Raw genomic sequence first — 22,513 nt, 5'->3', positions numbered from 1 at the left:
CATCTAAACCTCCTCATTTAATATATTTCTAACAAATCTTGCTAAGAAATAAGATATTTTTGGTGGAACTGCATTCCCGATTTGCTTACATATTGATGTTTTGTTTCCATAGAAAATAAAATCATCTGGAAAACTCTGTATTCGAGCTGCCTCACGTGGTGATAGTGTACGATTCTCAACAGGATGAATAAATCTTCCCCCTGCCGGAGTATCAAATCTCGTAGTAATAGTTGGAGCATGATCATCCCAAGATAACCGCCCATATGAGCCACTGTGAACAGAATTTATTTGTTCGTCCAAAGCAGTAAAATTCTCACCATTACCTATCTTCTTCATTCTCTCGACAGCAACCTTGGAGTGGTTTGTCCTAGTGTGATTAGTAATTGTTTTTAAATCACTAGCTAGATATTCTTGGTATTCTGTTTGAGGCTCAGGATTGCTAATATTTCCATCTACAGTTGTCTGTGATAGATTTCTGATAGCATCAGCTACAGTAACAGGTCGGAAATATTCAGGATAATCTCTTTCGATATCTTCTTTTGTTTGTTTCCAAACTATATCAAAGTCAACATCGTTCAATATTGTTCCAATAATTATCATTCTTTCTCGCTTTTGAGGAATTCCAAAATCAACAGCTTTAACTAAACGATGATATATCTTATATGGTTGTCCTTCTAATAATTCCTCATCGGAGAATATTCGCAATATCTCACCAAAAATTTTCCCACCTTGCATTGTCATTATTCCTTTGACGTTTTCCATAATAAAAATTTTGGGTTTTACTGTTTTAACAACATTGAAATAATGCTTAAATAAATAATTCCGAGGATCATCAATAAAGCCTGTGCGGATCCTCGCCCCAGCCATTGAAAAACCTTGACAAGGGGGGCCACCAATAATAACATCCGCATCACCTTGTTTAAATACTCCGGCTTGGTCAATGTTCTGTATATCGTCAACAATCATATCAACTTTCGGATGATTCATAATATAGGTATTGGCAATGCTTGAATCAAATTCAACAGCCTTTTCTATGTGAAAACCATCTTTGATAAATCCGTAGGAAAGACCGCCACATCCTGAAAACAAATCAATTACTTTCATCTTCAACACCCCCACCTACTCTATATCGAAAAGCAAAGTTTTTAATATAAAGACTTTCTTCTTCCGTAAGTCCATATAATCTATTAATATAGTCATCGATTTCGTGAATTTCATTGACACATTCTTTGTGTTTATACTCGTATTCTGTTTGTTTGGTCCCTACATATTTTTTTGTTTCTTCAAGCTTATCTTCTAGTTTCTTAGCTAACCTATCTGTTACGGCAAAATTTGGATTGTTGGGTATCGTAAATCCTATAAGTTCTTTCCTTGTTATGTGCCAACAATCTGATACACATATCCAATACCACCAGAATAGAGATGAATTCAGCAAACACATAATATAGTTTGCCATTTCCTTACTCTGGCAACCATATTCATTGTATTCGCCCCCACTATGTTTGGTAACAAAGGCTTTTATCCAAAATGCGGCTCTCATATTTAAATAAATAGAGGCTTGGTTTCCCTCAAACATGTCAATCAATCTATTCTGTTTGGCAATTACTTTTTCATATATATCATTATCTGTATGATTTCCCAATTTAGGTATATAGTTGTCTTTTAGATACGTATTTTTAGTTACTTCTACTGTGTTAAATAACTCTGGTCTTTCTTCGCTATACCAGTAGCGATAATTTCCTGTATAGATCTTTTTTTCAGTATTTTTATTTCTGCCTATTAAAATACATAATTTTTGATGCACTGATGTAAACAAACAATCAGGTCTGTCTGAATAACTCAATATATATTGTTCTGGCACATACGAATAAAGAACATCTCTAATTTTAGACATTCTAGGAGTTGCAACATATGAAAGAGGGATAACAAATCCCAGAGAGCCGTTTGGCTTAAGATGTTTCCCTGCATTCTCTAACACATTCGCATAAATGTTGCCATATCGGTTCTCTGGAGATAAGCCACTTTTAGAATCCTCAACATAAGGAGGATTTCCCACTATTATGTCATATTTTTTTTCTAAGTTTGGTGTTGCTTGAACAAAATCATAACTCTCAAAAGAGTCATTCAGCACCATTCCTAGACTCGTTACTTTTGACACTCCTTGTCGTTGTAGTGCACATAGAAATAGCCTAATCTTTGTTATTATTACAGAATCCATATTAACATCATTACCTTTTATTGTTCTTACAATCTTCTTGAGATTGCCTTTGGTGATATTTTCCTTATGTAAATCCAGTAAATCCAACTTTATCTCCAGTGCTGCAACAAGAAATTCACCTGCCCCGCATGTAGGATCATACACAGATTTGCTAAAACAAAATGAATTGTAAGGAATGCCGTTCAAGTCTAAGACATGTAGCCCATTTGGTCTTAGCTTTCCACAAGCTGATTTTATTGAATTAATTAATATGAATCTCACAACATCAATAGGAGTATAGTAAACCCCTTTTGATCTTCTTGACTTTTCTTTTTCATTTATAGAGGATAACCTCTTTTGTATATCTTCATATGAAGATAAAGTATCATCTCTTACAAATTCAAATTTATTAATACCAGCTATTGTTAATATCTCTTTGAAAAGAATATTATAATCTGTTTTACTATAATTTTGACATAAATAATTGCATGTTATTGTTAATGCCTCATCTATCATTACGCTCACCATTTCGTTTACACCGCCTGTAGTTATTCAATAGCACTCTTTCCACTTTTAACCCACTTATCTAATTCTGAACATTTAAACTTCCATTGCTTACCAATTTTATGAGCTGGCAGGCCTTTACCTTTTCGTATCCAATCACGCACAGTTCCTGGCTTAACACCTAAATACTCTGCAGCGTCATCAATGTTTATCCATTTTTCGTTGTCGAAATTTTCCATTATCTCACCTCTGAAAACTGTTCATAGGGTTAATACAAACCAACTCCATTATAGATCAAATACTTATGATTTTCAATAGGTTTCATATCATTATCTGTTATTTGGCGACGTTTCCTATCGTTTGATAAGGCTGATGTATTTATACAATCTCTTAAAATTTATAATAACGGTATCAAATTTTCGATGCCCATTAGTTTATCGTACCAAAGCCATCGGGCACGTCCTTCTCCAAAGTCATAAATCGCTGCGTGTTTTTCAATATACCAATGGTCGGCATATCCAAGTATCGTTGCTGTAGTGATATTATTCCAATCCACTATTTTATCCCAGGGATTAACATCAGTTGCATTTAATTTCACAGCAACATAATAGTCCTTTGGTATGTTATTAAACTGCTCAATATTTATCATAAGTCTTTTATGTATTGGACGGAATCCAGTTTTTACATCAACAGATTTTCCATCCCGAGTCGTAAAATCAAATTCATCCACATTGGTTTGCCCTTCATATATTTCAAACATGCCATCCGTATCAACTTGCTTTCCTTTTTCAGATAGACACATTGCAAATGACATTTCCCCAAGTTTGCCCATATAAGTTCTTTGTACTTCTATTTTCTGTTGCATTGAGATATCTTTTGAAGTGCGTATATTGTCGGGTAAAAGTCTTGAATATTGGTTATCCGACAGAACAATTCCATTTGCAAAAGACAGAGCCCTCTCTTTCATATCACTGTTGATGCTAACTTCGTAACATGCAATTTGATATTTACCCCTACGCTCCATAATTGTCTTCAATTTAATCTCCTCCTATTGATTTTAGTTTTATATCCATCTTGTCAACTCACCACATTTTTGCCAGCAATCTTATCAACTCACCAATCCTATATTCAAATTAGTAAATCCACTGGGCAAATCACCACTCTTGGATAACTTCCCATAATGCGAAAATCCGTGATTATCCTTCCGGCTTAAAACCAGACCTCAAATCACGGAAAGCCTTTATTTACTTATCTTATTACACCCTTACTTATCTACCCTTGACATCAATACTACCGTCTCAACATGCACTGTCATCGGAAACTGATCAACCACCTGTACATCCTTTACCTCAAATCCCTTTTCACATAATCTCGCCACATCCCTAGCAAGAGTTGCAGGATTACAAGAAACATACACCAATTTATCTGGATTAATCGAAGTAATTGTATCAAGGAGAGTTTGGTCGCACCCTTTTCTTGGGGGGTCTACGACAATAACATCCGCCCTAATCCCCTGTTCACGGAACAGTCTAGGAATCACTTCTTCCGCTGCCCCAACCTGAAAAGAAACGTTAGTGATTCCGTTTCGCTCTGCATTTCTTCTTGCATCAGCAATCGCCTCCGGAACGATTTCTACCCCAAAAACCTTTTTTGCTTTTTTTGCGAAGAACAGAGAAATTGTACCAATCCCACAATATAAGTCTAAAACTGTTTCATTGCCTTTCAAACCTGCCATCTCAACGGCTTTATTGTATAAAACTTCAGTTTGAGCGGGGTTCACTTGATAAAATGACAAGGGGGAAATTTCAAAAGTGATTCCGCCTAAAGTATCCTCAATTGTCTCCTTGCCCCACAGGGTTACTACTTTTTTCCCTAAGATTACATTTGTCTGTTCCTTATTGATATTTAACACGACGGATACCACGCCTAGAATCTGTTGTAAACGCTCAACCAACACTTCACTATGGGGAAGCCTCCTTCCGTTTATTACGATACAAACCATGATTTCTCCGCTATTTCTCCCCACTCTGGTTAAAATATGGCGGACTAACCCCTTATGTCCTTCTTCATCGTAAGCAGAGATTTGGAACTCATTCATAAACGCCCGCACAATGGCCGTTATCTCGTCATTCACAGGGTCCTGCAAATAGCAAACAGGTGTATCTATAATGCGATGACTACGCTTCGCATAAAAACCAATTTTTACCCCTTCATCTTTCCCCATGCCCACAGGAAACTTGGCTTTATTTCGATAACGCCAAGGATCTTCCATACCACAAGCTGTCAAACCATCCACATTTTTCAACCCACCAATGCGTTCTAAATCATCCTTTACCTTCTTTGCTTTGTATGCAAGCTGCCCCTCATAAGAGAAATGCTGCAGTTGACAGCCACCACAGGTTTTCGCAACAGGACAGAGGGGTTCCACTCGATATGGCGATGGCGAAATAATTTCCAGTAACTTCCCATACCCATAACTTTTTTTTGTTTTTAAAATTAAAACCTTAATGGTTTCTTCAGGCAATGCCCCCTCAACAAAAATGGTAAACCCTTCAATTCTACCAATTCCCTCCCCATTGCTACCCAAGGCATCAACGATCATTTCATATGTTTTATTCTTCTCTACAGGAAGACTCATTTGTTTTTCCTCCAATTATTTCTGTTCCTGAATGGGCACAAACTGTTCCATTACACACGCAGTATCTACAAGTAACAAAACTTGGGTTTGCTTTCCCCACGCCGTATATCAGCATTTCCCGCATTTCCTTTGTTGTTCTTTGCACTTCTTTTCGTAAGCTTTTCTTATTTTTTACAACAAACATATAATCTTTATAAACCAACCTGCCAAACTTAGGTCGTACATGATAAACATCTTCAAGAATAAGAAAATACGCTCCTAACTGCAGCAAGTCACCCCTATGAGGCAATGGATCATCGCCAATACTACCACTTTTGAGCTCAACTGGTACAATTCCTTTGCCAAATCTTTTCTTAAAAATATAATCTGGCTTCCCTTGCAGCTCATATTCCGCAGAGTATAGGAGCTTACCAAAATCCTTCTCATTTTTACTACCCTGTTTTTGATCTGCATAGATCAAAATATACCCCCCCAACCGATTAGATGAGGGTAGTTTTTTCATGGTCCAGTTACGCCCACGAAAATAAAATAATAAAATTAAAATGAAAATTAACGCCAAAAAAAATAAATCAACCCATGAAATATTCTTAATCATTAAAAACTTGCCCCATTTCGAATTAGGTAGTACCCTACAACAATTGCAATGAATATCAACAGGATGCTAACCTTCCAAAACAGGTTTTGCAACCGAAGATTAGTATAGTTTTTCTGATGAAATTCCAAGCCTTTTGCAAAGTTTGCAGACATACTATCGGCTAAAGAAAGAGCCTCATTCCGCTCTTGATATAAGCGACGCAATTCCTTTCTCCCATACAGCCTTTCGTAATACCATTGATAGGGGCAGTAGGTATATTTGTTTATTTCATGGGCAGAAATTGTCTTTCTCTCCATAACTGTTCCCTCTTATTTATAATCTGAGCGACGAATATTTCTCTGAAGCATTCGATTGAAGCCTGCCCAATTTCCTTGGGTATTATCCGCCGCCAGCATTTCCTCAATCATTTTTGTTTTTGCATCCATATTATCCGCACAGTGCAAAATAAACGCCTCAATTGTTTCCGGAACCTTGGGAGAGCCATACTCCAACTCCCCATGATGCGAAAGAATACAGTGCTTCAATAAAGACTCCAACTGTTTTGGGAAACCATCAATTTTAGCTACCGTATCTTTTATCAACTCTGCACCTAGGAAAATATGCCCCAAAAGCTGACCGTCGTCTGTATAATCATTTTCTGGGAAGTCTGATAATTCCATAATTTTTGCAACATCATGGAGCATAGCAGAAGCAACCAAGATATCACGATCCACAAACTGATATCGACCAGACATAAAATCACAAATCTGAGTTACAGAAAGTGTATGCTCTACCAAACCGCCACGAAAACTGTGGTGCATACTCTTTGCCGCAGAATGATATTTAAACTCTTTGCTAATTAAAGGATGATGTAAAAATATCTCCTCCAACATTGCCTTAATATATGGACTTTCTATAGTTTTAATATACCCTAACAACTGCTGGAACATTTCATCAATATTTTTATCTGTAGAGGGGATGAAATCAGCAGGGTCATATTCCCCCTCCATACTACGACGAACACGTTTCACATTAATTTGTAAGTCATTATTAAAAACGGTAACGCTACCGTCTATTTTGATGAAATCATTTTCCGCAAAGCTTTGTATTTCCTTATTCATATCCCAAACCTTTGCATCAACAATGCCTGTTTTATCCTGCAATTTTAGGGACAAGTAAGTTTTCCCATTTCTTGATTTTAGGCTTTGTCTGCTTTTACACAGATAGTGTTCCATTACACTTTCGCCTTCTCTTAACTCGTTAATGTACTTCATTTGAATCCTCCACTTCTATTCAATAGCAAATTTCCATTGACCTTTATTATACACCATATAAAATGTGGTTTCCACAGAAAAGCCCTTAAATTTTATCTTTAAAGGGGAACTCTTCCAACATATTTACGTCAAAATCCTTAAATTGGTTTTCATTTCACATTATTTACTGTAAAATAAAATAAAGATTTAAGGAGGTTTTCAAAATGAAGAAAAAAATAATTTCTATTCTCGTAACTTGTTCCGCAATAATCGGACTTTTACCCGCCCTAGCTTTTGCCGAAGATATAAAAACGGAGATTGATCTCATGTCGATGGACTTCAGAGAGGTAAAAACTGATCAGCAAGGAACCAACTGGGATTGGGATGCAAGTGATAAAATTCTAACATTAAATAACTTTCAAGGCGTTGTAAACGAAGGCATTCGTGAAAAAAGTGCCGCTATTTTACTCCCCGAAGATAGTATCCTTTGGCTAGAAGGAAAAAATAACGAAATCACCACAAACTCCTATCACTGCAGTGGTATCTATAGCGATGGCGATTTATCAATTGAAGGTGACGGTAAGTTGGAAGTAAATATTAAGAGCATGGGGGCAAGTGCAATTTATGTAAATGACGGTGTTTTATATTTGGATGATAAAGTTGAAATTAATGTGGATTCCCCCCGACATGCCATTTATATTTATAATTTAAAGGCAAACCAGGTGGCTGTTTCTGTACTTGATAAAGCAAAGCTCACCTTCCCTGATGAGTTAGGAGATGATGCCGTTTACGTAATCACCAGAAATAAGGTTGACCCCAACAGTATAACTTTTGATTATAAAGAAACCCATGATAAAGCGGAGGAAATTATTACATTAACAAAAGCAGAAGCTCAAAAGCCTGAACCCGAAAAACCCGAGCCTGAAAAGCCCGAGGAAAAACCAATTGAAGAAATTAAAAATGACACCTACACAATGTCCATCGGCAACAAAAACATCCTAAAAAACGGAGCCATTGCCCATAGCACAGACGTGGCACCCTATATCAAAAATGGCTATACCATGTTGCCTTTACGCACACTATTGGTAATTTCTAATCCGAATGTAGAAATCATATGGAACTCCCATACAAAAACAGCAACGATTTCCTATGAGGGAAGTACCTTTATAATCATAGCCAATCATGACACCATGACCAAGGATGGTAAAACCGTAGGTTTAACCACAGCCACAGAAGTGATTGACGGGCGTTTATTCGTTTCTTTAAGGGATTGGATGAAAATTATGGATATTCCTAATGATCAAGTAGTTTGGAATCCTGCAACAAAAACTGTTACATTGACAAACTAATCCTTTTCTTGTCTAGTTAAGATAACAGTAACTTGTTAAAAATGAAATCAAATGTATCAAGCTTCTTTCTCCACAAATGTTCAAAAGTATAAAAGTCCCCAGTAATTAAATCATTCTGGGGACTTTTTTTTAATGACTTTGGCATTCTATTAAAAAAACTTTAAACTAACAAACTCCTCTTTAGTTGGACTTTATTTGACTTCATGCCAAAAGCGGAACTAAAAGAACTTTAAGTTCATTCTTTTTTATCAACTTTTAAATTTTCTATACCTCTGACTTTTTCAAAATCTTTTTTCTACATCAGAGTAAAAAAGCAGTTCTTCCACTTCACTGTAAATTTTATTTCGATAATTACTGATATTTTTTACATAAAAAGGCACCCTTTCGGGTGCCCTATCTATTAAGCTTGTGTTATTGCTTCCTCATTCATTCTTCTATTATATCTGTGTTCGTTTAGCACAACCTGGGAAATATTCATTGCATGATCAGAAATACGCTCCAGATTTGCTAGCACCTCTAAGTAATGGATACCTGCATTCACATTACACTCTGCATTGGAAAGTCTGTCTATATGCCCTGCACGCAGTGTTTTCTCAAGTTCATCAACCTGCTCTTCGTAAACAGCAGTCTTTGCCGCCGAGGCAACATCCCCATCTTCCAGAGCCTTTATAGCATAATCATAGCTAGAAAGTGCGGCATGAATCATATCCTCTAGCTCTTCCATAGCGCCATGAGAAAATGCGATATCTTCATGGGCCATTTCTTCCGCCAGCTCAGCAATGTTTTCAGCATGGTCGCCTACACGTTCCATATCACTGATGGTATTAAGCAGAGACGTTACAACCTTGTTTTCCCTATCACTAATTTGTAATGTACAAAGCTTAATTAAGTATTCAGAAATTCCATCACAGACTCTATCAATCACAGATTCCCTTTGTCTGATTTCTTCAAGTTTTTCAGGGGAGCTGTCATGAAGGGCCTCCACAGCACAACTCAGGTTCTCCCTTGCAATATGACCCAAACGGATGGTTTCCTGCTTTGCACCTTCCACTGCAAGACTGGGGGTTAGCAACATACGCTTATCCAAATGTAAAAGCTGTCCTTCGTCTCCTGTTGTACTTTCTTCTACACCGTTTAGCTTCATAGCAGCACGAATAATCCACTTGGAGAAAGGGAACAATAATAAAGTTGTTCCGATATTAAATGCAGTATGAATGGCACTAATCTGTGTCTGAGAAATAATTCCTGTACCAGCCTCTGTACTGATGAAGGAGAAGAAAACCATAGCAAAGATACTGAACACGATAGTACCAATGATGTTAAACATTAAGTGCATATAACCTACACATTTTGCGTTTTTACCTGCACCAATACCACTTAATAAAGCAGTAACACAAGTACCGATATTCTGACCCATGATGATAAATACTGCAGCGTTAAAAGGAACCAAGCCCGTTGCCGCAAGGGACAGTAATATACCCTGTGCCGCTGAAGAACTTTGAATAATTGCAGTAACCCCTGCACCGGCCAAAATGCCCAGCATAGGGTTTTGACCTAACTTAATGAAAGCATCCCTAAACACCTGAGATTCACGTAAGGGGGATACACCATTAGACATCATGTGCATACCGATAAATAAAATACCAAAACCAATTATGATAGAAGCAACTTCTTTGTGCTTCATCTTTTTACCTGAAACTTGTAGAACAACGCCTACCATTACAGCCAAAGGCGCAATGGTGGTGGGGCTAAACATTTTTGCCCACTCAGAGCTAGAAACAAGCCAGCCTGTTGCCGTAGTACCAATATTGGCACCCATAATAACGCTCATTGCTTGTCCTAAGTTCATTAACCCAGCATTTACGAAACCAACGACCATGACCGTTGTTGCTGATGAACTTTGAACAATTGCTGTGACTAAGGCGCCTAAAGCAACACCCATCACCTTGTTTTGCGTTAAGGCTTCGAGAATTGACTTCATTTTTGTTCCGGCTGCATTTTGTAAACCTTGGGCCATATAGTTCATGCCGAAGATAAACATGGCGAGCCCACCAATAAATGGGATGATTATATTTGCGTAATCCATTTCTTCCTCCATTAAAAAGCATATAACATTTAACATCTGCAAAATAGCCACAGTAATAATAACACACCATATAAACTACCGCAATGAACTTTTATCTGCTTTTAATAATTTGTGCATGTATATGAATTTTAAGCAAAATTTACATAAACTTTTGTCGAATGGTCAACCCTTTTGGTGTAGAATAATTCCTCCACCGGCAATATAATCCCCATCATACAAAACAAGGGACTGACCAGGGGTGATTGCTCTTTGCCCTTCATCAAAAATACACTCCAACGTATCATCGTCAATCATCTTTACGGTGCACCAAGCCATTTTATTGCCATAGCGGATTTTCGCCTGCAAACGCATACCATCTTCAAACTTTTCATACGCCATATGGGCTAACTCCCCCGCGTAAAGCTTTTTTTGAAACAATGTTTCATTTTCACATAAAACAACTTGATTTAATTTAGGATCCACAGTATAAACGTACATGGGCTTTCCAAAGGCAAGGCCAAGGCCCTTTCTTTGTCCAACGGTATAGTGAATGATTCCTTTGTGCTTGCCCAGCACATTCCCTTCCAAGTCAACAAATGCTCCAGCCTTCCCACTTTCGCCTCTTTGTTCTATTATAAAATTGGCATAGTCTCCATCGGGAATAAAGCAAATATCTTGGCTATCGCCTTTTTGTGCTATAAAATCGTCAAATTCATCGGCGATTTTCCTTACTTCCTCTTTCGTGTACTCTCCAATAGGCAGTATCATGGACCCCAACTGTTCTTGTGTCAATCGATACAACGCATAGGTTTGGTCTTTTTCGGCTGTTGCAGAGTTGCAAATGGCATAGCGACCTGTGACAGGGTGCTTTTCTACTCTAGCATAATGGCCCGTGGCAATACGGCTTGCACCAAGTTCATGGGCTTTTTCCAACAGTGCCTCCCCTTTTATATATCGATTACAAACGACGCAAGGGTTTGGTGTTAGCCCCCTAAAATAGCGGTCAATAAAATCATCGACTACCTTTTCCTTAAACTCGTCTCTAAAATTCAAGACATGATGAGGAATCCCCAGCTTTTCGGCTACTCTCTTTGCATCGCTGATTGCCTTTTCCCCATTTTTACCGGGCCATAAATCCATTGTAACCCCAATCACATCATAGCCCTGCTGCTTTAGTAGGTAAGCGCAAACTGTACTGTCTACACCACCAGAAAGCCCAACAATTACCTTCTCCAAATTCACTTTTCCGACCCCTCCCTTCTTATCCAATCCTCAAAAATCTTCTTAGCTCCCGTCTTCTTTCATGTTTTAAAACCTTTTTAACATATGCAAAAGTGGCCTCCTCGCCACATTCAGCAAGCATGCCCAGTAAATGCTCCAATAACATTAAAGAATCCTTATGCATAATCTGATGCACCAGCCTACCTTTTTTATGGTATTCCAATGGACTGGCATCAGTATACTCATCCTTTTGATATGTTTTACACGCCGCAATGCGATCCATAAACATTTCAACCACATAGCGCACAGGCATTTTCATTCCCGCCAATAACTGCTCTTTGTGTCTGCTATAATCAATCCAATATTCAAAGTGGTGCTTATTTTTTCCTTTATGGTGTAACCATGAGCTAGAGTATCCCTTATCCTCACGCTCTGCATTGTTTGGACTTCGATCTCCTTGAAAATACTTTGCCCCTACCAAAAACTCAGTGGGTGCAAACTTTGAAAGATCGTGGGTTAAACCTTGCCAGTAAAGCCCCACTCGAAAACAATTTTCTCGAACTAAACGTCTATGGTATGTAATCGTTTTCAAGTGTTCAATCGCTCTCATTTTCATTGCCTCCATATGCCGAATTCTACGACTTTTTTTCTACATCAATTCTAGTAAATGGACAAATTTTTTTTGCAAGCCTAAAACTGCTCGCAATACAGAAAGCCCCCCATAAAATCTATATTAAGGCTTTTTCAAGTCCACCTTTTCACACTTAAACTTTACGAAAACAGATGAAATGCAATCCTTTTAAAAGTTCAACTCAAGGTTTCGGGCTGACTGCCTTTCGTCCGTTAAAAAGCGGCTCAGGCCATTGCCCAGCCGCTTATACTTCTTACGCCAAAGCTATTATTATTTTACCAGCTTGGAAATCACTTTAAAGTAAGGGGATTTCGCACCACCAGTCAACTCAAACAGTGCAGCTTCACAGGTTGTTAAAAAAGCACCCTCGGCTTTCATTCTTTCCAAACCAATTTCTTTATCATAAGGGTTTCTGGACCCAACACAATCGGCAACGACAAACACACGGTATTCCGCCCCTAAAAGGTCAATTACAGTCTGTAACACACAGATATGAGCTTCAACACCGCATACTAACAATGTTTTTTTGCCTTGTGCTTTGATCCATGCTGCAATTTCTTCGCATTCTAAGCAACTAAATGTGTTCTTTTCCATATACTGAAAAGACTCAATGACATCAGCAACTTCAGGAATGGTATTCCCTAAGCCCTTTGTATATTGCTGTGATACGCCAACGGGTACACCTACTTCAGCTAATCCCTGAGCCAAAATCGCAGCCTTTCTTACAATTTCATCATTCCCACTAATAACAGGTACTAATTTTTCCTGAAAATCAATAAAAATTGCTGCTGTATCTTCTGCATAAATTCTCATTTGCTTCTTCCTCCTAAAATCATGATGAAAGCTCTTGTCATCCATAATAAACAGACAGAACCTTCCTATATTATTCTATAATTTACTTAACTTATATTTTACATGATTTTAAGTGGCTTGTCTATTATCTTATACATATTTTCGCATATGCTTTAAAGCACTTTTTTCTAGTCGGCTCACCTGGGCCTGACTAATCCCAATTTCTGTGCTTACTTCAGTTTGGGTTTTGCCCTCAAAAAAGCGTAAAGACACTATTTTTTTCTCCCTGTCGGAAAGATGACGCATGGCTTCGCTAAGAGATAAATTTTCAAGCCAGAATTTATCTCCATTTTTCTCGTCACTTACTTGGTCCATCACAAACAAAGTGTCCCCACCATCATGGTAAACAGGTTCAAACAAAGAAACTGGGTCTTGAATTGCATCCATTGCCGTAACGATGCTTTCTCGTGAAATGCCCATTTCCTTGGCAATATCCTCAATGGAAGGCTCTTTTTCTCGCTCTGCCATTAGGCGTTCCTTCGCCTGTAACGCTTTGTATGCCGTATCCCTTAAAGAACGGCTAACCCGAATGGAGTTATTATCCCTAAGGTACCTCCTAATTTCCCCAATAATCATAGGGCAACAATAAGTTGATGGCATTACCTGCATATTAATATCAAAGTTGTCAATGGCTTTAATTAAGCCAACCACACCAACCTGAAATAAATCGTCCATATTCTCATTTCTATTTTCAAATCGTTTTATAATACTTAAAACCAACCTTAAATTACCCTCAATCAGCTTTTCTCTGGCCGATTCGTCTCCTTCTCTATATTTTATAAAAAGTTCTCGTGCCTCAGCGCCGCTTAAAGTGGGTAAATTTGACGTATTGATACCGCTGATTTCCACCTTTCCATAATAGCCCATTATGCTCACTCCAATCAAGCAATTTGGTAGAAGAAATGGCAAAACCATTTCAGTTGAAGATACTAAAAATCTCCCCCTGAACGCAGTAATTTATACCTTGCAAATATCGTCAATTCTTTTTATAATTCTGATACTTAGTCGTAGTAACCATTAGTGGTTTCTTTGTAAAACAACGCCGAATCCCCTTTGTTTTAGGCGATTTTATATGTTTTATTATGCCCCAAACATAAAAAAACTTTGTCGATTAGTCAGAAAATCAAAAAATATTTGACTTAAGAATAAAAGCAACACTATAAAAAAGGAGCTGCTCCAAAGAGCAACTCCTCTATAAAAAAATGTCTAAAGTAAATATCTTTTCATAAGTTGACACTTATGTTTTTAATTAACGGTAAGAAATAAATCTTATTTCTTAGGTGCATGTTCGCACTCGAATGCAGGATCCTGTGCGCCTCTTTGCAAATCTTTTGCAATGTAAAGGCTACCTGTAGCAGTACCGCAAAGTACAGGAGGGTTACATACAGTTGCTGCTGTAGAAGCAATACCTGTCATGTCTGCACCTGTGCGATCCATCATTGTAGCTACTTTATAAGCTTCGAATTTACACTTGTAAGAAGTGTTACCTACGTGTTCAATCCAGCCGTGGTATTCCATGAAGTCACCTACATATACAGGTGCTGTGAACTGGATATTTTCGTATCCCAAAAATAAGGAGATATCACCGTCAACTCTAACCATTAATTCTGTACCAACATCGCCCCAAGCAACGGGAATCTTAGCGCCGTTTACTAACTCACCAACATAGTGTCCATCGCTTGCAGCCATCATACCCTTGTGAATTACCTTTGTACCTACCATAATTAATTTCCTCCTTTAATAAATAAAAGTTATATAGAAGTCATACATAATATTAAATATTGTGTAAGCCTAATCCGATTAATCCAAGATAGCAATTCCATCTATCTCCAAATTGGCACCACCCATAAAATCCTTTACAGCCATAGCAATTCTTGCTGGAGGGTTTTCAGGGAAGTAAGTCATATAGACTTCGTTAAAATCAGGAATCATACTTAAATCTTTTACATAAACCTGCATTTTAACAATATTTTCAAGGGTGCCACCTGCTGCTTCAATGGTGTGCTTAATATTTTCAAGAGCAGCTTTCGATTCAATTTTGATGTCACCATTACCTACGATTTCACCTGTAACAGGGTCATCACCACAAGCACCTGCTAAAAACACCAGATTTCCATGTTTTACAGCCTGTGAATACCAAGATGTAGGTTTTGTTGCTTTTTCCGTAAAAATCATTTCTTTTTTCATAGAAAAACGCCTACTTTCTATTCTGTTTAACAATTACTTTGTAAAGTTATAACCTGCTTCCAAAGCCTTCAGGTTCACATCAACCAATTGAGGCTTCATTTTCTTTCTCAGTACTTCCTTAACATCTTCAAGAGTAACAATATCGAGGGTTTTTACTACTGCCCCCAGAGCAACCATGTTGGAAGATCTTGCGCTGCCAAGATTTGTTGCAATCTCAGTAAAGGGCATTTCAACTACGTTAATATCGGTTCTTGCTGTTGTAAGGCTAATCATGGAGCTGTTAATGATTAATGTGCCTCCAGCCTTCACCTTTTTTTCATAATCCTTGAAAGATTCTTCATCCATTACAAGAATTGTGTCAGCTTCGGAGATAACGGGAGAACCGATTTCTTTAGAAAGAACTACCTGACAGCTTGCTCTACCGCCTCTTTTTTCCTGACCATAAGCAGGAGCAAGGGTTACGTTCATACCTTTTGCCGCTGCTGCTGTACATACAAGTTTACCCATCAGAATTGTACCCTGACCGCCAATTCCTGAGAAAATCATTTCACTCTTCATTATTCACCCTCCTTTGGTGCTTTGAAAACTCCAAGTGGATACTGGTTCAACACAGTTTCACCAATCCAGTCCAGTGCTTTTACAGGTGATACACCCCAACCTGTTGGACAAGGAGAAACAATCTCAACAAAGCTTAAACCTTTGCCGTCTAACTGATATTTGAAAGCTTTTCTAATCGCTTCTTTTGTCTTTCTGATGTTTGCAGGAGAGTTTACAGCAACTCTTTCGCTGTAATGGCAACCATGTAAACTACCAATGATTTCAGCCATGTTTACGGGGAAACCAGCGTTGTCAGCACTTCTACCCTGAGGAGATGTGCTTGTTTTCTGTTCCATCAATGTTGTAGGCGCCATCTGGCCACCTGTCATACCGTAAATTGCATTGTTTACGAAAACTACTGTAAATTTTTCGCCTCTGATGCCTGCGTGCATGATTTCCGCCATGCCTTCAGAAACCATATCACCGTCACCCTGGTAAACAACTACAAGGTTGTCTTCCAATGCACGTTTGATACCTGTACCTGTTGCAGGCGCTCTACCGTGCAATGCACAAACAGAGTCTACGTTGAAATATCTGTCTGCATATACGGAACATCCGATAGGCCAAATCATAATTGCCTTTTCAGCTAAATTTTCCTCTTCAATGATTTCAGCAATCAACTTATTGATAATACCGTGACCGCAGCCACCGCAATATTTCATATATTCATCTGTAAGAACTTTAGGTCTTTCATATACTGTCTTCATCTTTTCACCTCCGATTTACTTTGTGTACAATTCTTTCATCTTTTCGAATAATTCCTGAGGAGTTGGTGAAATACCACCAAGTCTGCCGTAGAATTCTACTCTTTCTTTATCTTTTACAGAAAGCTTAACGTCTTCAACCATCTGACCTGCACTCAGCTCAACTACGAAATAGTCTTTGTCAGGATACTTGTCAAATGCTTTTTTAGGGAAAGGCCACAAAGTAATAGGTCTAATCATGCCAACTTTGATGCCGTTTTCTCTTGCAATCTTAATTGCTGTTAACGCAATTCTTGCAACACTACCGTATGCAACAATGATTACGTCTGCATCTTCTGTCTGGAATTCTTCCCATCTCTGTTCATTTTCCTGGATAAGGTTAAATTTTGCCTGAAGATCCAAGTTGAATTGTTCCCACTGTTCGGGTCCTAAAGCACAAGTTGTGATAACGTTGTGTTCTCTGCCCTTTGCACCTGTGATAGCCCAATCGAAGTTGTTTTCCACTTCAATCTTTTCTGGCAACTCAACGTTTTCCATCATTTTGGAAAGCATACCATCACTTGCAACAACAACAGGGTTTCTATATTTTTCTGCGAGTTCGAAAGATAATCTACCGAAATCGGACATTTCCTGAACGGAATAAGGAGCTAAAACGATTGTGTAGTAGTCACCATGACCGCCACCTTTTACAATCTGGAAGTAGTCACCCTGTGCTGCAAGGATATCACCGTCAGCAGGACCGGGTCTCATTACGTCTACAACAACTGCAGGAAGGCCAGCAGCTGCCATATAGCTCATTGCTTCACAACCAAGGCTGAAGCCAGGGCCGGAAGTTGCTGTCATTGCTCTTTTACCTGTTGCAGCAACACCTGCAATCATATTGAATGCGGAAACCTCTGTTTCAGCCTGAACGAACACCAAATCTTCAGTAGGTGCTTTTTTCGCATAATATTCAGGCAATTCGCTGGAAGGTGTAATTGGGTATCCGAAGAAATATTTACATCCGGATCTAATTGCTGATTCTGCAAAAGCTTCGTTGCCCTGCATAAATACTTTCTCTGCCATTTTAATCCTCCTTATTTTTAAACGTCTTTTTCAACCTTAATTGCTGCTTCAGGACATACTGTTGCACAAATGCCGCAAGCGATGCAATCTTCAAGGTTTTCTGCAATTGCAGGATAGTAACCTTTTTTGTTAAGGGTATCCTTCTTCTTTAAGATCGTTTTCTTGGGGCAGAATGTAATACAGTATTCACATTCTTTACAGATTTCTTCATTGATTGTAACTCTGTTCATTATCTAAGCCTCACTTTCTTGTTTGGTTGGGTTGGATTATACCGCTTCATTCTATTTATTAGAACGTCGTTTGCAATATTAGAACTTTTATGAGTTCATTATATAGAACGCAATTCTATAAGTCAATAATAATCTGTCGAAAAATTTACTATAATTTATTGTGACAAACTTCAAAAAGTTTGTTAAAAATTCAGTAAAGGTTCTTCCCCCTCCATATCTAAACCATAAGAACCCTTATAAACATTGGGTTTTCTCCCTTTTTTGTATTTCAAAAAAAAATTAGCCAAAGATTTTCTGGTTTATTTCAGAAATTCTTTGGCTAACTTTCTACTTAACTATTAATAAACAGAAAACTCAGATCTTCTTGTGGAAGTTCTATTTTTACATTAATTTCTATAAAAGGTGCCCTTGTGTATTTGTCTTTCTCAGTCTAAATTACTTTTAATTCTAAAAATAAGACCACCGTTCTATTTATTATAATATTTTTCTGGTTTTTGTTTACAAAACATATTATTTCAACTATAATTAATGTATCGAATACATTTTGAGGTGACACAAATGTCTAACTATATGGAAAATTCTAGCTACAAGCCCAAATATCCCGTTCAAACTTTAGGGAAAGCTCTTGACGTTTTATTATATATAAAAAATAATGCTTCTGCCGATGGGGTAAGCATTGCGGAGTTGAGTGAATACTTAAATATGGGAAAAAGTACCGTTCACAGACTACTAGATACCCTTTTAGCCTATAACTTTGTGGAAAAAACTTATTCTACTTCTTCATATAAGCTGGGCTGGGGTATTTATGATATCGGAAGTTCTGTGCCCTTTCAGCATTCCTTGAACAATACAAACTTCTATCCTTTATTGGAAGAACTTTGTAACGAGTGCTCTGAAACAGTTAACTTTGGTATTGTGAACAACAACAGCATTGTTATTTTGTATAAGGCTGAGCCTAATATTAAAATTCGTGCAAACGTAAATATAGGTGGTAATGAACCCTTATATTGTACAGCCATCGGGAAATTGTTTTTATCCACCTTCTCAGTACAAGAGGTGAAGGATTATTTTAACCACGTAGAAGTCGTAAACTATACAAACAATACCATTACTACAGCGGAGAAAATGTTTCCTGAGCTTAGTAAGATTACGAAAAACGGTTACTCCATTGATAATGAAGAGTTTTATGTTGGTTTAATCTGTGTAGCCATCCCTGTATATGATTACAGTGGAAACCTAGTTGCGGGAATTAGTGTCAGCGGCCCTTCGGAGCGAATGGTTCAAAATAAAATTGATGCTGTATTGCCGAAACTAAAAAGCACTTGCGAAAAATTATCTATGTATTTGGGTTACAGATAAGGGCTTCATTTTTCAAAGTAAAAACAAAAAGCCAAACCATCTCATAAATTGAGATGGTTTGGCTTTTTCATTTTACCTAGACTAGAATTATGTAATTTATTTTAGCCCAAGCTGTTTTCTAACAAAAATTCAAATGAGAAATAAGGTAACCTTCTTTCAAACGACCATTTCTTTTTTAGATCAAGTATTGGTATCCATAATCAAAGCACATATACGCGGGATTCTTCCGTCTACTGCCATTAACCGCCCATACATGTTAACCCACCGCCAACTACCATCTTTGCAGATCTGTCTGTATTTGCAATTTTCAACTAGTTTTTTCTCATTCAAAAGACAGCTGAAACTTTTTTCTACAACCTCTCTATCCTGAGGATGGATTGATGCAATAAAGCTGTTGGCAAACTTTTGCATAAATTCCTCATGGGTATATCCAAACATTACTGCCATAGTGTCATTGCAATAAACTAGCTGCATCTTATCTGCCACTTCAAAGATCCCAATTCCACCTGGGATATTATTGGTTAATGTAGTCAACTTTTCTACCATATCTTCGTATGCAATAGTTTTTTCTTTACTACACGTAATATTTTCAACAACTACATAAAGAATATGTCTGTTTGAACTAGCAACAAGAAGTCTGGTTCGTAACTTAAGCCACCTGTACTCATCTGATTTTTTCGTAACTCTTGTTAAAACTTCGCAGCAAGCCTCTTTATCTGTGGCGATTGCCTCGTTTAGCATATCAAGTACAATTTGTTTATTCTCGTTTTCATAGTAGTCAAAAACGCTCTGACCACGCTCCATATATTGGGTTCTATCGGTACCTATTTCCGTTAAAAACTGGTCATTAATCCGAAGGGTAACAAAAGTCTCATTTCTTTTATCATACTCCGCCACTGCTGCCCCACCAACAAAACTATTAAAAAGCAGAGCAGACTGAAAAGAGAAGCTTAAAAAATTCACAGATCCTTCTATGCTTTCAACAAAACTATCCCCCAAAAATGACGTTGTATTTACACTGGTTAACAATTCTTCAAATTCTTCAGTGGGCATTGGCCTTGCGAAAAAATACCCTTGCATACGTAAGCATCCAATGCTCCTTAAAAAATCTGCTTGTTCCTTTGTCTCTACGCCCTCAGCAAGGACAGGAAGTTGTAACGCAGTCGCCATTCGTACAACAGCATTGAGAATATTCCCGCTTCTTTCTTCCTTATAATCGTTCCCAAGAAAACGCATATCGAGTTTTAGAAGGTCTACGGGAACATCTTGCAACATACTAAGGGAAGAATACCCACTGCCAAAGTCGTCCATGTGAACCTTCAACCCATGACTTCTAAGAAGATTGACGGTTGTCACCAGCTGCTCTGCATTTTGGGTGTAGGCACTTTCCGTAATTTCTAGGTGCAACAAAGCAGGATCTAAGTTATACTTCCCCAGTAAGGCAAGGATGTTTCCAAAAAGATGGGGATTATAGATATCCCTGCGAGAAACATTCACAGAAATTGGAACCAAAGGAATACCCTCATCCTTCCATTTCCTCAGTAAAATACAAATTTGCTCCCAAATATATTCATCTAGTTTCGAGATGAAACCGTTGCGCTCAAACAAAGGAATAAACTTACTAGGCATAATATCACCCTTTACGGGGTGCTTCCAACGCACCAAAGCCTCCGCTCCAATGAGCCTGCCGTTATCGTAATTATACTGGGGCTGAAGATAGGCCGAAAACTGTCCGTCCTTTAAGGCAAATTCCATTTCGTTTACAATTTCCTGTTGTTCAATCATAGACTCCCGCATGGAGTCGTCAAACCACGCAAATCGTTTTCCGTAACTATCCTTAATCGAACGAAGTGCAAGCAAAGCCCGATCACACATTAAGGCTACATCCAGCGTAGGGTCGTTTATCATATAAATTCCCACGCGGGGGGTATACTCAAAATCTAAATTTTTTAGCTGCCCCATATATTCATCAATGATTTTTGTGATTGCTTCTGGGTTAAAGCCCTCAGCCTCTTGACAACAGACAAAATGATCCGCATCATATCTGGCATAAGTCATAAGCGCCGTGTTTTGCTTTCCATATTTTCGATAAAAATCCCCAATTTTTTTTAAATACTCATCTCCAACCTCGGTACCAAACCAATCGTTAAACACCTTAAAGTTGTCTATATCCCATCGGAATAAAAGAAATTTTTTGTGGTGATTTTTTTCCAACATCCTCGCTGTATAGCGATGAAATGCATTTTTGTTGTACAGCCCAGATTTTTCGTCTGTATACATCAAACGCAACTCTCTCTTATAAGCTCTATTCTGTTCCGCAAGCTTTTCCGCTTCCCTACGTGTCATAATATTTTTAATTCGGTGCATAATGATTTGAGAACTAAAAGGCTTTGTCAATACGTCAGTAGCACCACCAGACAATGCCCTAATCTGTGTATCTTCCTCATTATTTGCTGTAATCACTACCGTTGGTATGGTTCGAAGATGCTCATCTTTTTGCATCACTTCAAGCACGCCAAACCCATCCAGTTTTGGCATCATAATATCTAATATCAAAACGGCTATTTCGGGCATTTCCCGAAGCTTTTGCAGTGCCTCAAGTCCGTTCGCTGCTTCTTCAATGAAGTATTCCTCACCAAATATCTTTTTCAAAAGTAAACGATTTATTTCAGCATCGTCGGCAATTAGAATGGTTTTCTTGTTAACTTCTGTATTCGCCATTTTTATACCTCCCTTGCAGCAATAATACCTGCCAAAACAGAATGATAGGCTTCCTCCACTTCATTAAAAAGAGAATTAACTTCCTTTACTTCCACTGTTTGATTTTTTCTAAGATAATCACATAACACACCCGTGGTGCGGAATAGCTGTGTCATATCAGTATTGCCCGCTACCCCCTTCAGGGTATGTATACACTCGTATAAGTCCTTATAGTCTTCTTTTTTCAGCGCATTTTTCCCCTTGTTAAATGTTTCATCTTCTAGAAAAGTTAGTAAGATGTTTTCAAATAGCTGCCTATCGCCAAGAAAGCGAGTCACGCCCTTCTCTACATCAATTCCTGCATTTTTTAAAACTTCGCTATTCATT

Annotated in this window: 23 protein-coding genes; 2 read left to right on the top strand and 21 right to left on the bottom strand. The window is 38.0% G+C overall.

The features are described 5' to 3' along the window. Positions 1 to 3: 3 nt before the first annotated feature. The 8 genes from RBQ60_RS06310 to RBQ60_RS06275 all read right to left on the bottom strand — a co-directional run bounded on the left by RBQ60_RS06310 (position 4) and on the right by RBQ60_RS06275 (position 7,187). Positions 4 to 1,104 (bottom strand): DNA cytosine methyltransferase, encoded by a 1,101-nt coding sequence (locus tag RBQ60_RS06310; protein WP_307885733.1) that lies wholly within the window; start codon positions 1,102 to 1,104, stop codon positions 4 to 6. After that, positions 1,091 to 2,725 (bottom strand): Eco57I restriction-modification methylase domain-containing protein, encoded by a 1,635-nt coding sequence (locus RBQ60_RS06305; RefSeq protein ID WP_307885732.1) that lies wholly within the window; start codon positions 2,723 to 2,725, stop codon positions 1,091 to 1,093. Before RBQ60_RS06305 ends, RBQ60_RS06310 begins: the two co-directional genes overlap by 14 nt. A 20-nt stretch (positions 2,726 to 2,745) precedes the next feature. After that, positions 2,746 to 2,940: a helix-turn-helix domain-containing protein gene (locus RBQ60_RS06300; RefSeq protein WP_307885731.1), complete on the bottom strand. Its 195-nt coding sequence runs from the start codon at positions 2,938 to 2,940 to the stop codon at positions 2,746 to 2,748. 158 nt (positions 2,941 to 3,098) lie between these two features. After that, positions 3,099 to 3,737 carry a hypothetical protein gene (locus tag RBQ60_RS06295; RefSeq protein ID WP_307885730.1) on the bottom strand — a complete coding sequence of 213 codons (639 nt, stop codon included), beginning with the start codon at positions 3,735 to 3,737 and terminating at the stop codon, positions 3,099 to 3,101. 228 nt (positions 3,738 to 3,965) lie between these two features. Beyond that, positions 3,966 to 5,339: a 23S rRNA (uracil(1939)-C(5))-methyltransferase RlmD gene (rlmD, locus tag RBQ60_RS06290; protein ID WP_307885729.1), complete on the bottom strand. Its 1,374-nt coding sequence runs from the start codon at positions 5,337 to 5,339 to the stop codon at positions 3,966 to 3,968. Further along, positions 5,314 to 5,799 carry a hypothetical protein gene (locus tag RBQ60_RS06285; RefSeq protein ID WP_307885728.1) on the bottom strand — a complete coding sequence of 162 codons (486 nt, stop codon included), beginning with the start codon at positions 5,797 to 5,799 and terminating at the stop codon, positions 5,314 to 5,316. The genes rlmD and RBQ60_RS06285 overlap by 26 nt, the downstream gene beginning before the upstream one ends. Before the next feature lie 134 nt (positions 5,800 to 5,933). Beyond that, complete coding sequence (locus RBQ60_RS06280) at positions 5,934 to 6,230, bottom strand: hypothetical protein (protein WP_307885727.1); 297 nt, start codon at positions 6,228 to 6,230, stop codon at positions 5,934 to 5,936. A 12-nt stretch (positions 6,231 to 6,242) separates the two neighbouring features. After that, positions 6,243 to 7,187: a 3'-5' exoribonuclease YhaM family protein gene (locus RBQ60_RS06275; RefSeq protein ID WP_307885726.1), complete on the bottom strand. Its 945-nt coding sequence runs from the start codon at positions 7,185 to 7,187 to the stop codon at positions 6,243 to 6,245. 203 nt (positions 7,188 to 7,390) lie between these two features. Here RBQ60_RS06275 and RBQ60_RS06270 point away from each other — a divergent pair, with 203 nt between their 5' ends. Next, positions 7,391 to 8,515 carry a copper amine oxidase N-terminal domain-containing protein gene (locus RBQ60_RS06270; RefSeq protein ID WP_307885725.1) on the top strand — a complete coding sequence of 375 codons (1,125 nt, stop codon included), beginning with the start codon at positions 7,391 to 7,393 and terminating at the stop codon, positions 8,513 to 8,515. Between the two features lie 400 nt (positions 8,516 to 8,915). On the opposite strand, the gene RBQ60_RS06265 is transcribed toward RBQ60_RS06270, so the two are convergent. From RBQ60_RS06265 to RBQ60_RS06215, 11 genes are all read right to left on the bottom strand, one after another. Further along, a complete protein-coding gene (locus RBQ60_RS06265; RefSeq protein ID WP_307885724.1) occupies positions 8,916 to 10,601 on the bottom strand; it encodes a Na/Pi cotransporter family protein in 1,686 nt (561 codons plus the stop codon). A 162-nt stretch (positions 10,602 to 10,763) separates the two neighbouring features. Further along, a complete protein-coding gene (mnmA, locus tag RBQ60_RS06260) occupies positions 10,764 to 11,822 on the bottom strand; it encodes a tRNA 2-thiouridine(34) synthase MnmA (RefSeq protein WP_307885723.1) in 1,059 nt (352 codons plus the stop codon). A gap of 19 nt (positions 11,823 to 11,841) precedes the next feature. Beyond that, complete coding sequence (locus tag RBQ60_RS06255; protein ID WP_307885722.1) at positions 11,842 to 12,411, bottom strand: DUF5662 family protein; 570 nt, start codon at positions 12,409 to 12,411, stop codon at positions 11,842 to 11,844. Positions 12,412 to 12,702: 291 nt separating this feature from the next. Next, on the bottom strand, positions 12,703 to 13,245 hold the full coding sequence (locus tag RBQ60_RS06250; RefSeq protein WP_307885721.1) for a hydrolase: 543 nt from the start codon (positions 13,243 to 13,245) through the stop codon (positions 12,703 to 12,705). Between the two features lie 129 nt (positions 13,246 to 13,374). After that, complete coding sequence (gene sigG, locus RBQ60_RS06245) at positions 13,375 to 14,151, bottom strand: RNA polymerase sporulation sigma factor SigG (protein WP_307885720.1); 777 nt, start codon at positions 14,149 to 14,151, stop codon at positions 13,375 to 13,377. A gap of 402 nt (positions 14,152 to 14,553) precedes the next feature. Then, complete coding sequence (locus tag RBQ60_RS06240; RefSeq protein WP_307885719.1) at positions 14,554 to 15,006, bottom strand: hotdog domain-containing protein; 453 nt, start codon at positions 15,004 to 15,006, stop codon at positions 14,554 to 14,556. 78 nt (positions 15,007 to 15,084) lie between these two features. Next, entirely contained in the window at positions 15,085 to 15,471 is a 387-nt protein-coding gene (locus tag RBQ60_RS06235; RefSeq protein WP_307885718.1) for a RidA family protein, read from the bottom strand. Positions 15,472 to 15,504: 33 nt separating this feature from the next. After that, the gene (locus tag RBQ60_RS06230) at positions 15,505 to 16,029 is read right to left on the bottom strand and encodes a 2-oxoacid:acceptor oxidoreductase family protein (protein WP_307885717.1); all 525 of its coding nucleotides are present in this window, start codon (positions 16,027 to 16,029) and stop codon (positions 15,505 to 15,507) included. Beyond that, complete coding sequence (locus tag RBQ60_RS06225; RefSeq protein ID WP_307885716.1) at positions 16,029 to 16,775, bottom strand: thiamine pyrophosphate-dependent enzyme; 747 nt, start codon at positions 16,773 to 16,775, stop codon at positions 16,029 to 16,031. The genes RBQ60_RS06230 and RBQ60_RS06225 overlap by 1 nt, the downstream gene beginning before the upstream one ends. Before the next feature lie 15 nt (positions 16,776 to 16,790). Further along, positions 16,791 to 17,837: a 3-methyl-2-oxobutanoate dehydrogenase subunit VorB gene (vorB, locus tag RBQ60_RS06220; protein WP_307885715.1), complete on the bottom strand. Its 1,047-nt coding sequence runs from the start codon at positions 17,835 to 17,837 to the stop codon at positions 16,791 to 16,793. A gap of 17 nt (positions 17,838 to 17,854) precedes the next feature. Then, positions 17,855 to 18,067, bottom strand: a complete 213-nt coding sequence (locus tag RBQ60_RS06215; protein ID WP_307885713.1) for a 4Fe-4S binding protein — start codon at positions 18,065 to 18,067, stop codon at positions 17,855 to 17,857. A gap of 558 nt (positions 18,068 to 18,625) precedes the next feature. On the opposite strand from RBQ60_RS06215, the gene RBQ60_RS06210 reads away from it, so the two are divergent. Further along, the gene (locus tag RBQ60_RS06210; RefSeq protein WP_307885712.1) at positions 18,626 to 19,426 is read left to right on the top strand and encodes an IclR family transcriptional regulator; all 801 of its coding nucleotides are present in this window, start codon (positions 18,626 to 18,628) and stop codon (positions 19,424 to 19,426) included. Between the two features lie 180 nt (positions 19,427 to 19,606). Here the strand turns inward: RBQ60_RS06210 and RBQ60_RS06205 are convergent, their stop codons facing one another. Continuing rightward, a complete protein-coding gene (locus RBQ60_RS06205) occupies positions 19,607 to 22,147 on the bottom strand; it encodes an EAL domain-containing protein (RefSeq protein ID WP_307885711.1) in 2,541 nt (846 codons plus the stop codon). Positions 22,148 to 22,149: 2 nt separating this feature from the next. After that, positions 22,150 to 22,512 carry an Hpt domain-containing protein gene (locus RBQ60_RS06200; protein ID WP_307885710.1) on the bottom strand — a complete coding sequence of 121 codons (363 nt, stop codon included), beginning with the start codon at positions 22,510 to 22,512 and terminating at the stop codon, positions 22,150 to 22,152. Position 22,513 lies beyond the last annotated feature (1 nt).

Source organism: Anaerotignum sp. MB30-C6 (assembly GCF_030908465.1).
GTDB lineage: Bacteria > Bacillota > Clostridia > Lachnospirales > Anaerotignaceae > Chakrabartyella.
This window is presented reverse-complemented; position numbering and strand designations above follow the sequence as displayed.

Excerpts from the sequence above, each read along its gene's own strand:
- RBQ60_RS06310 (WP_307885733.1), bottom strand. The coding sequence starts at position 1,104 with ATGAAAGTAATTGATTTGTTTTCAGGATGTGGCGGTCTTTCCTACGGA.
- RBQ60_RS06305 (WP_307885732.1), bottom strand. The coding sequence starts at position 2,725 with ATGGTGAGCGTAATGATAGATGAGGCATTAACAATAACATGCAATTAT.
- RBQ60_RS06300 (WP_307885731.1), bottom strand. The coding sequence starts at position 2,940 with ATGGAAAATTTCGACAACGAAAAATGGATAAACATTGATGACGCTGCA.
- rlmD (WP_307885729.1), bottom strand. The coding sequence starts at position 5,339 with ATGAGTCTTCCTGTAGAGAAGAATAAAACATATGAAATGATCGTTGAT.
- RBQ60_RS06280 (WP_307885727.1), bottom strand. The coding sequence starts at position 6,230 with ATGGAGAGAAAGACAATTTCTGCCCATGAAATAAACAAATATACCTAC.
- RBQ60_RS06275 (WP_307885726.1), bottom strand. The coding sequence starts at position 7,187 with ATGAAGTACATTAACGAGTTAAGAGAAGGCGAAAGTGTAATGGAACAC.
- RBQ60_RS06270 (WP_307885725.1), top strand. The coding sequence starts at position 7,391 with ATGAAGAAAAAAATAATTTCTATTCTCGTAACTTGTTCCGCAATAATC.
- RBQ60_RS06265 (WP_307885724.1), bottom strand. The coding sequence starts at position 10,601 with ATGGATTACGCAAATATAATCATCCCATTTATTGGTGGGCTCGCCATG.
- RBQ60_RS06255 (WP_307885722.1), bottom strand. The coding sequence starts at position 12,411 with ATGAGAGCGATTGAACACTTGAAAACGATTACATACCATAGACGTTTA.
- RBQ60_RS06250 (WP_307885721.1), bottom strand. The coding sequence starts at position 13,245 with ATGAGAATTTATGCAGAAGATACAGCAGCAATTTTTATTGATTTTCAG.
- sigG (WP_307885720.1), bottom strand. The coding sequence starts at position 14,151 with ATGGGCTATTATGGAAAGGTGGAAATCAGCGGTATCAATACGTCAAAT.
- RBQ60_RS06240 (WP_307885719.1), bottom strand. The coding sequence starts at position 15,006 with ATGGTAGGTACAAAGGTAATTCACAAGGGTATGATGGCTGCAAGCGAT.
- RBQ60_RS06235 (WP_307885718.1), bottom strand. The coding sequence starts at position 15,471 with ATGAAAAAAGAAATGATTTTTACGGAAAAAGCAACAAAACCTACATCT.
- RBQ60_RS06230 (WP_307885717.1), bottom strand. The coding sequence starts at position 16,029 with ATGAAGAGTGAAATGATTTTCTCAGGAATTGGCGGTCAGGGTACAATT.
- RBQ60_RS06225 (WP_307885716.1), bottom strand. The coding sequence starts at position 16,775 with ATGAAGACAGTATATGAAAGACCTAAAGTTCTTACAGATGAATATATG.
- vorB (WP_307885715.1), bottom strand. The coding sequence starts at position 17,837 with ATGGCAGAGAAAGTATTTATGCAGGGCAACGAAGCTTTTGCAGAATCA.
- RBQ60_RS06215 (WP_307885713.1), bottom strand. The coding sequence starts at position 18,067 with ATGAACAGAGTTACAATCAATGAAGAAATCTGTAAAGAATGTGAATAC.
- RBQ60_RS06210 (WP_307885712.1), top strand. The coding sequence starts at position 18,626 with ATGTCTAACTATATGGAAAATTCTAGCTACAAGCCCAAATATCCCGTT.
- RBQ60_RS06205 (WP_307885711.1), bottom strand. The coding sequence starts at position 22,147 with ATGGCGAATACAGAAGTTAACAAGAAAACCATTCTAATTGCCGACGAT.
- RBQ60_RS06200 (WP_307885710.1), bottom strand. The coding sequence starts at position 22,512 with ATGAATAGCGAAGTTTTAAAAAATGCAGGAATTGATGTAGAGAAGGGC.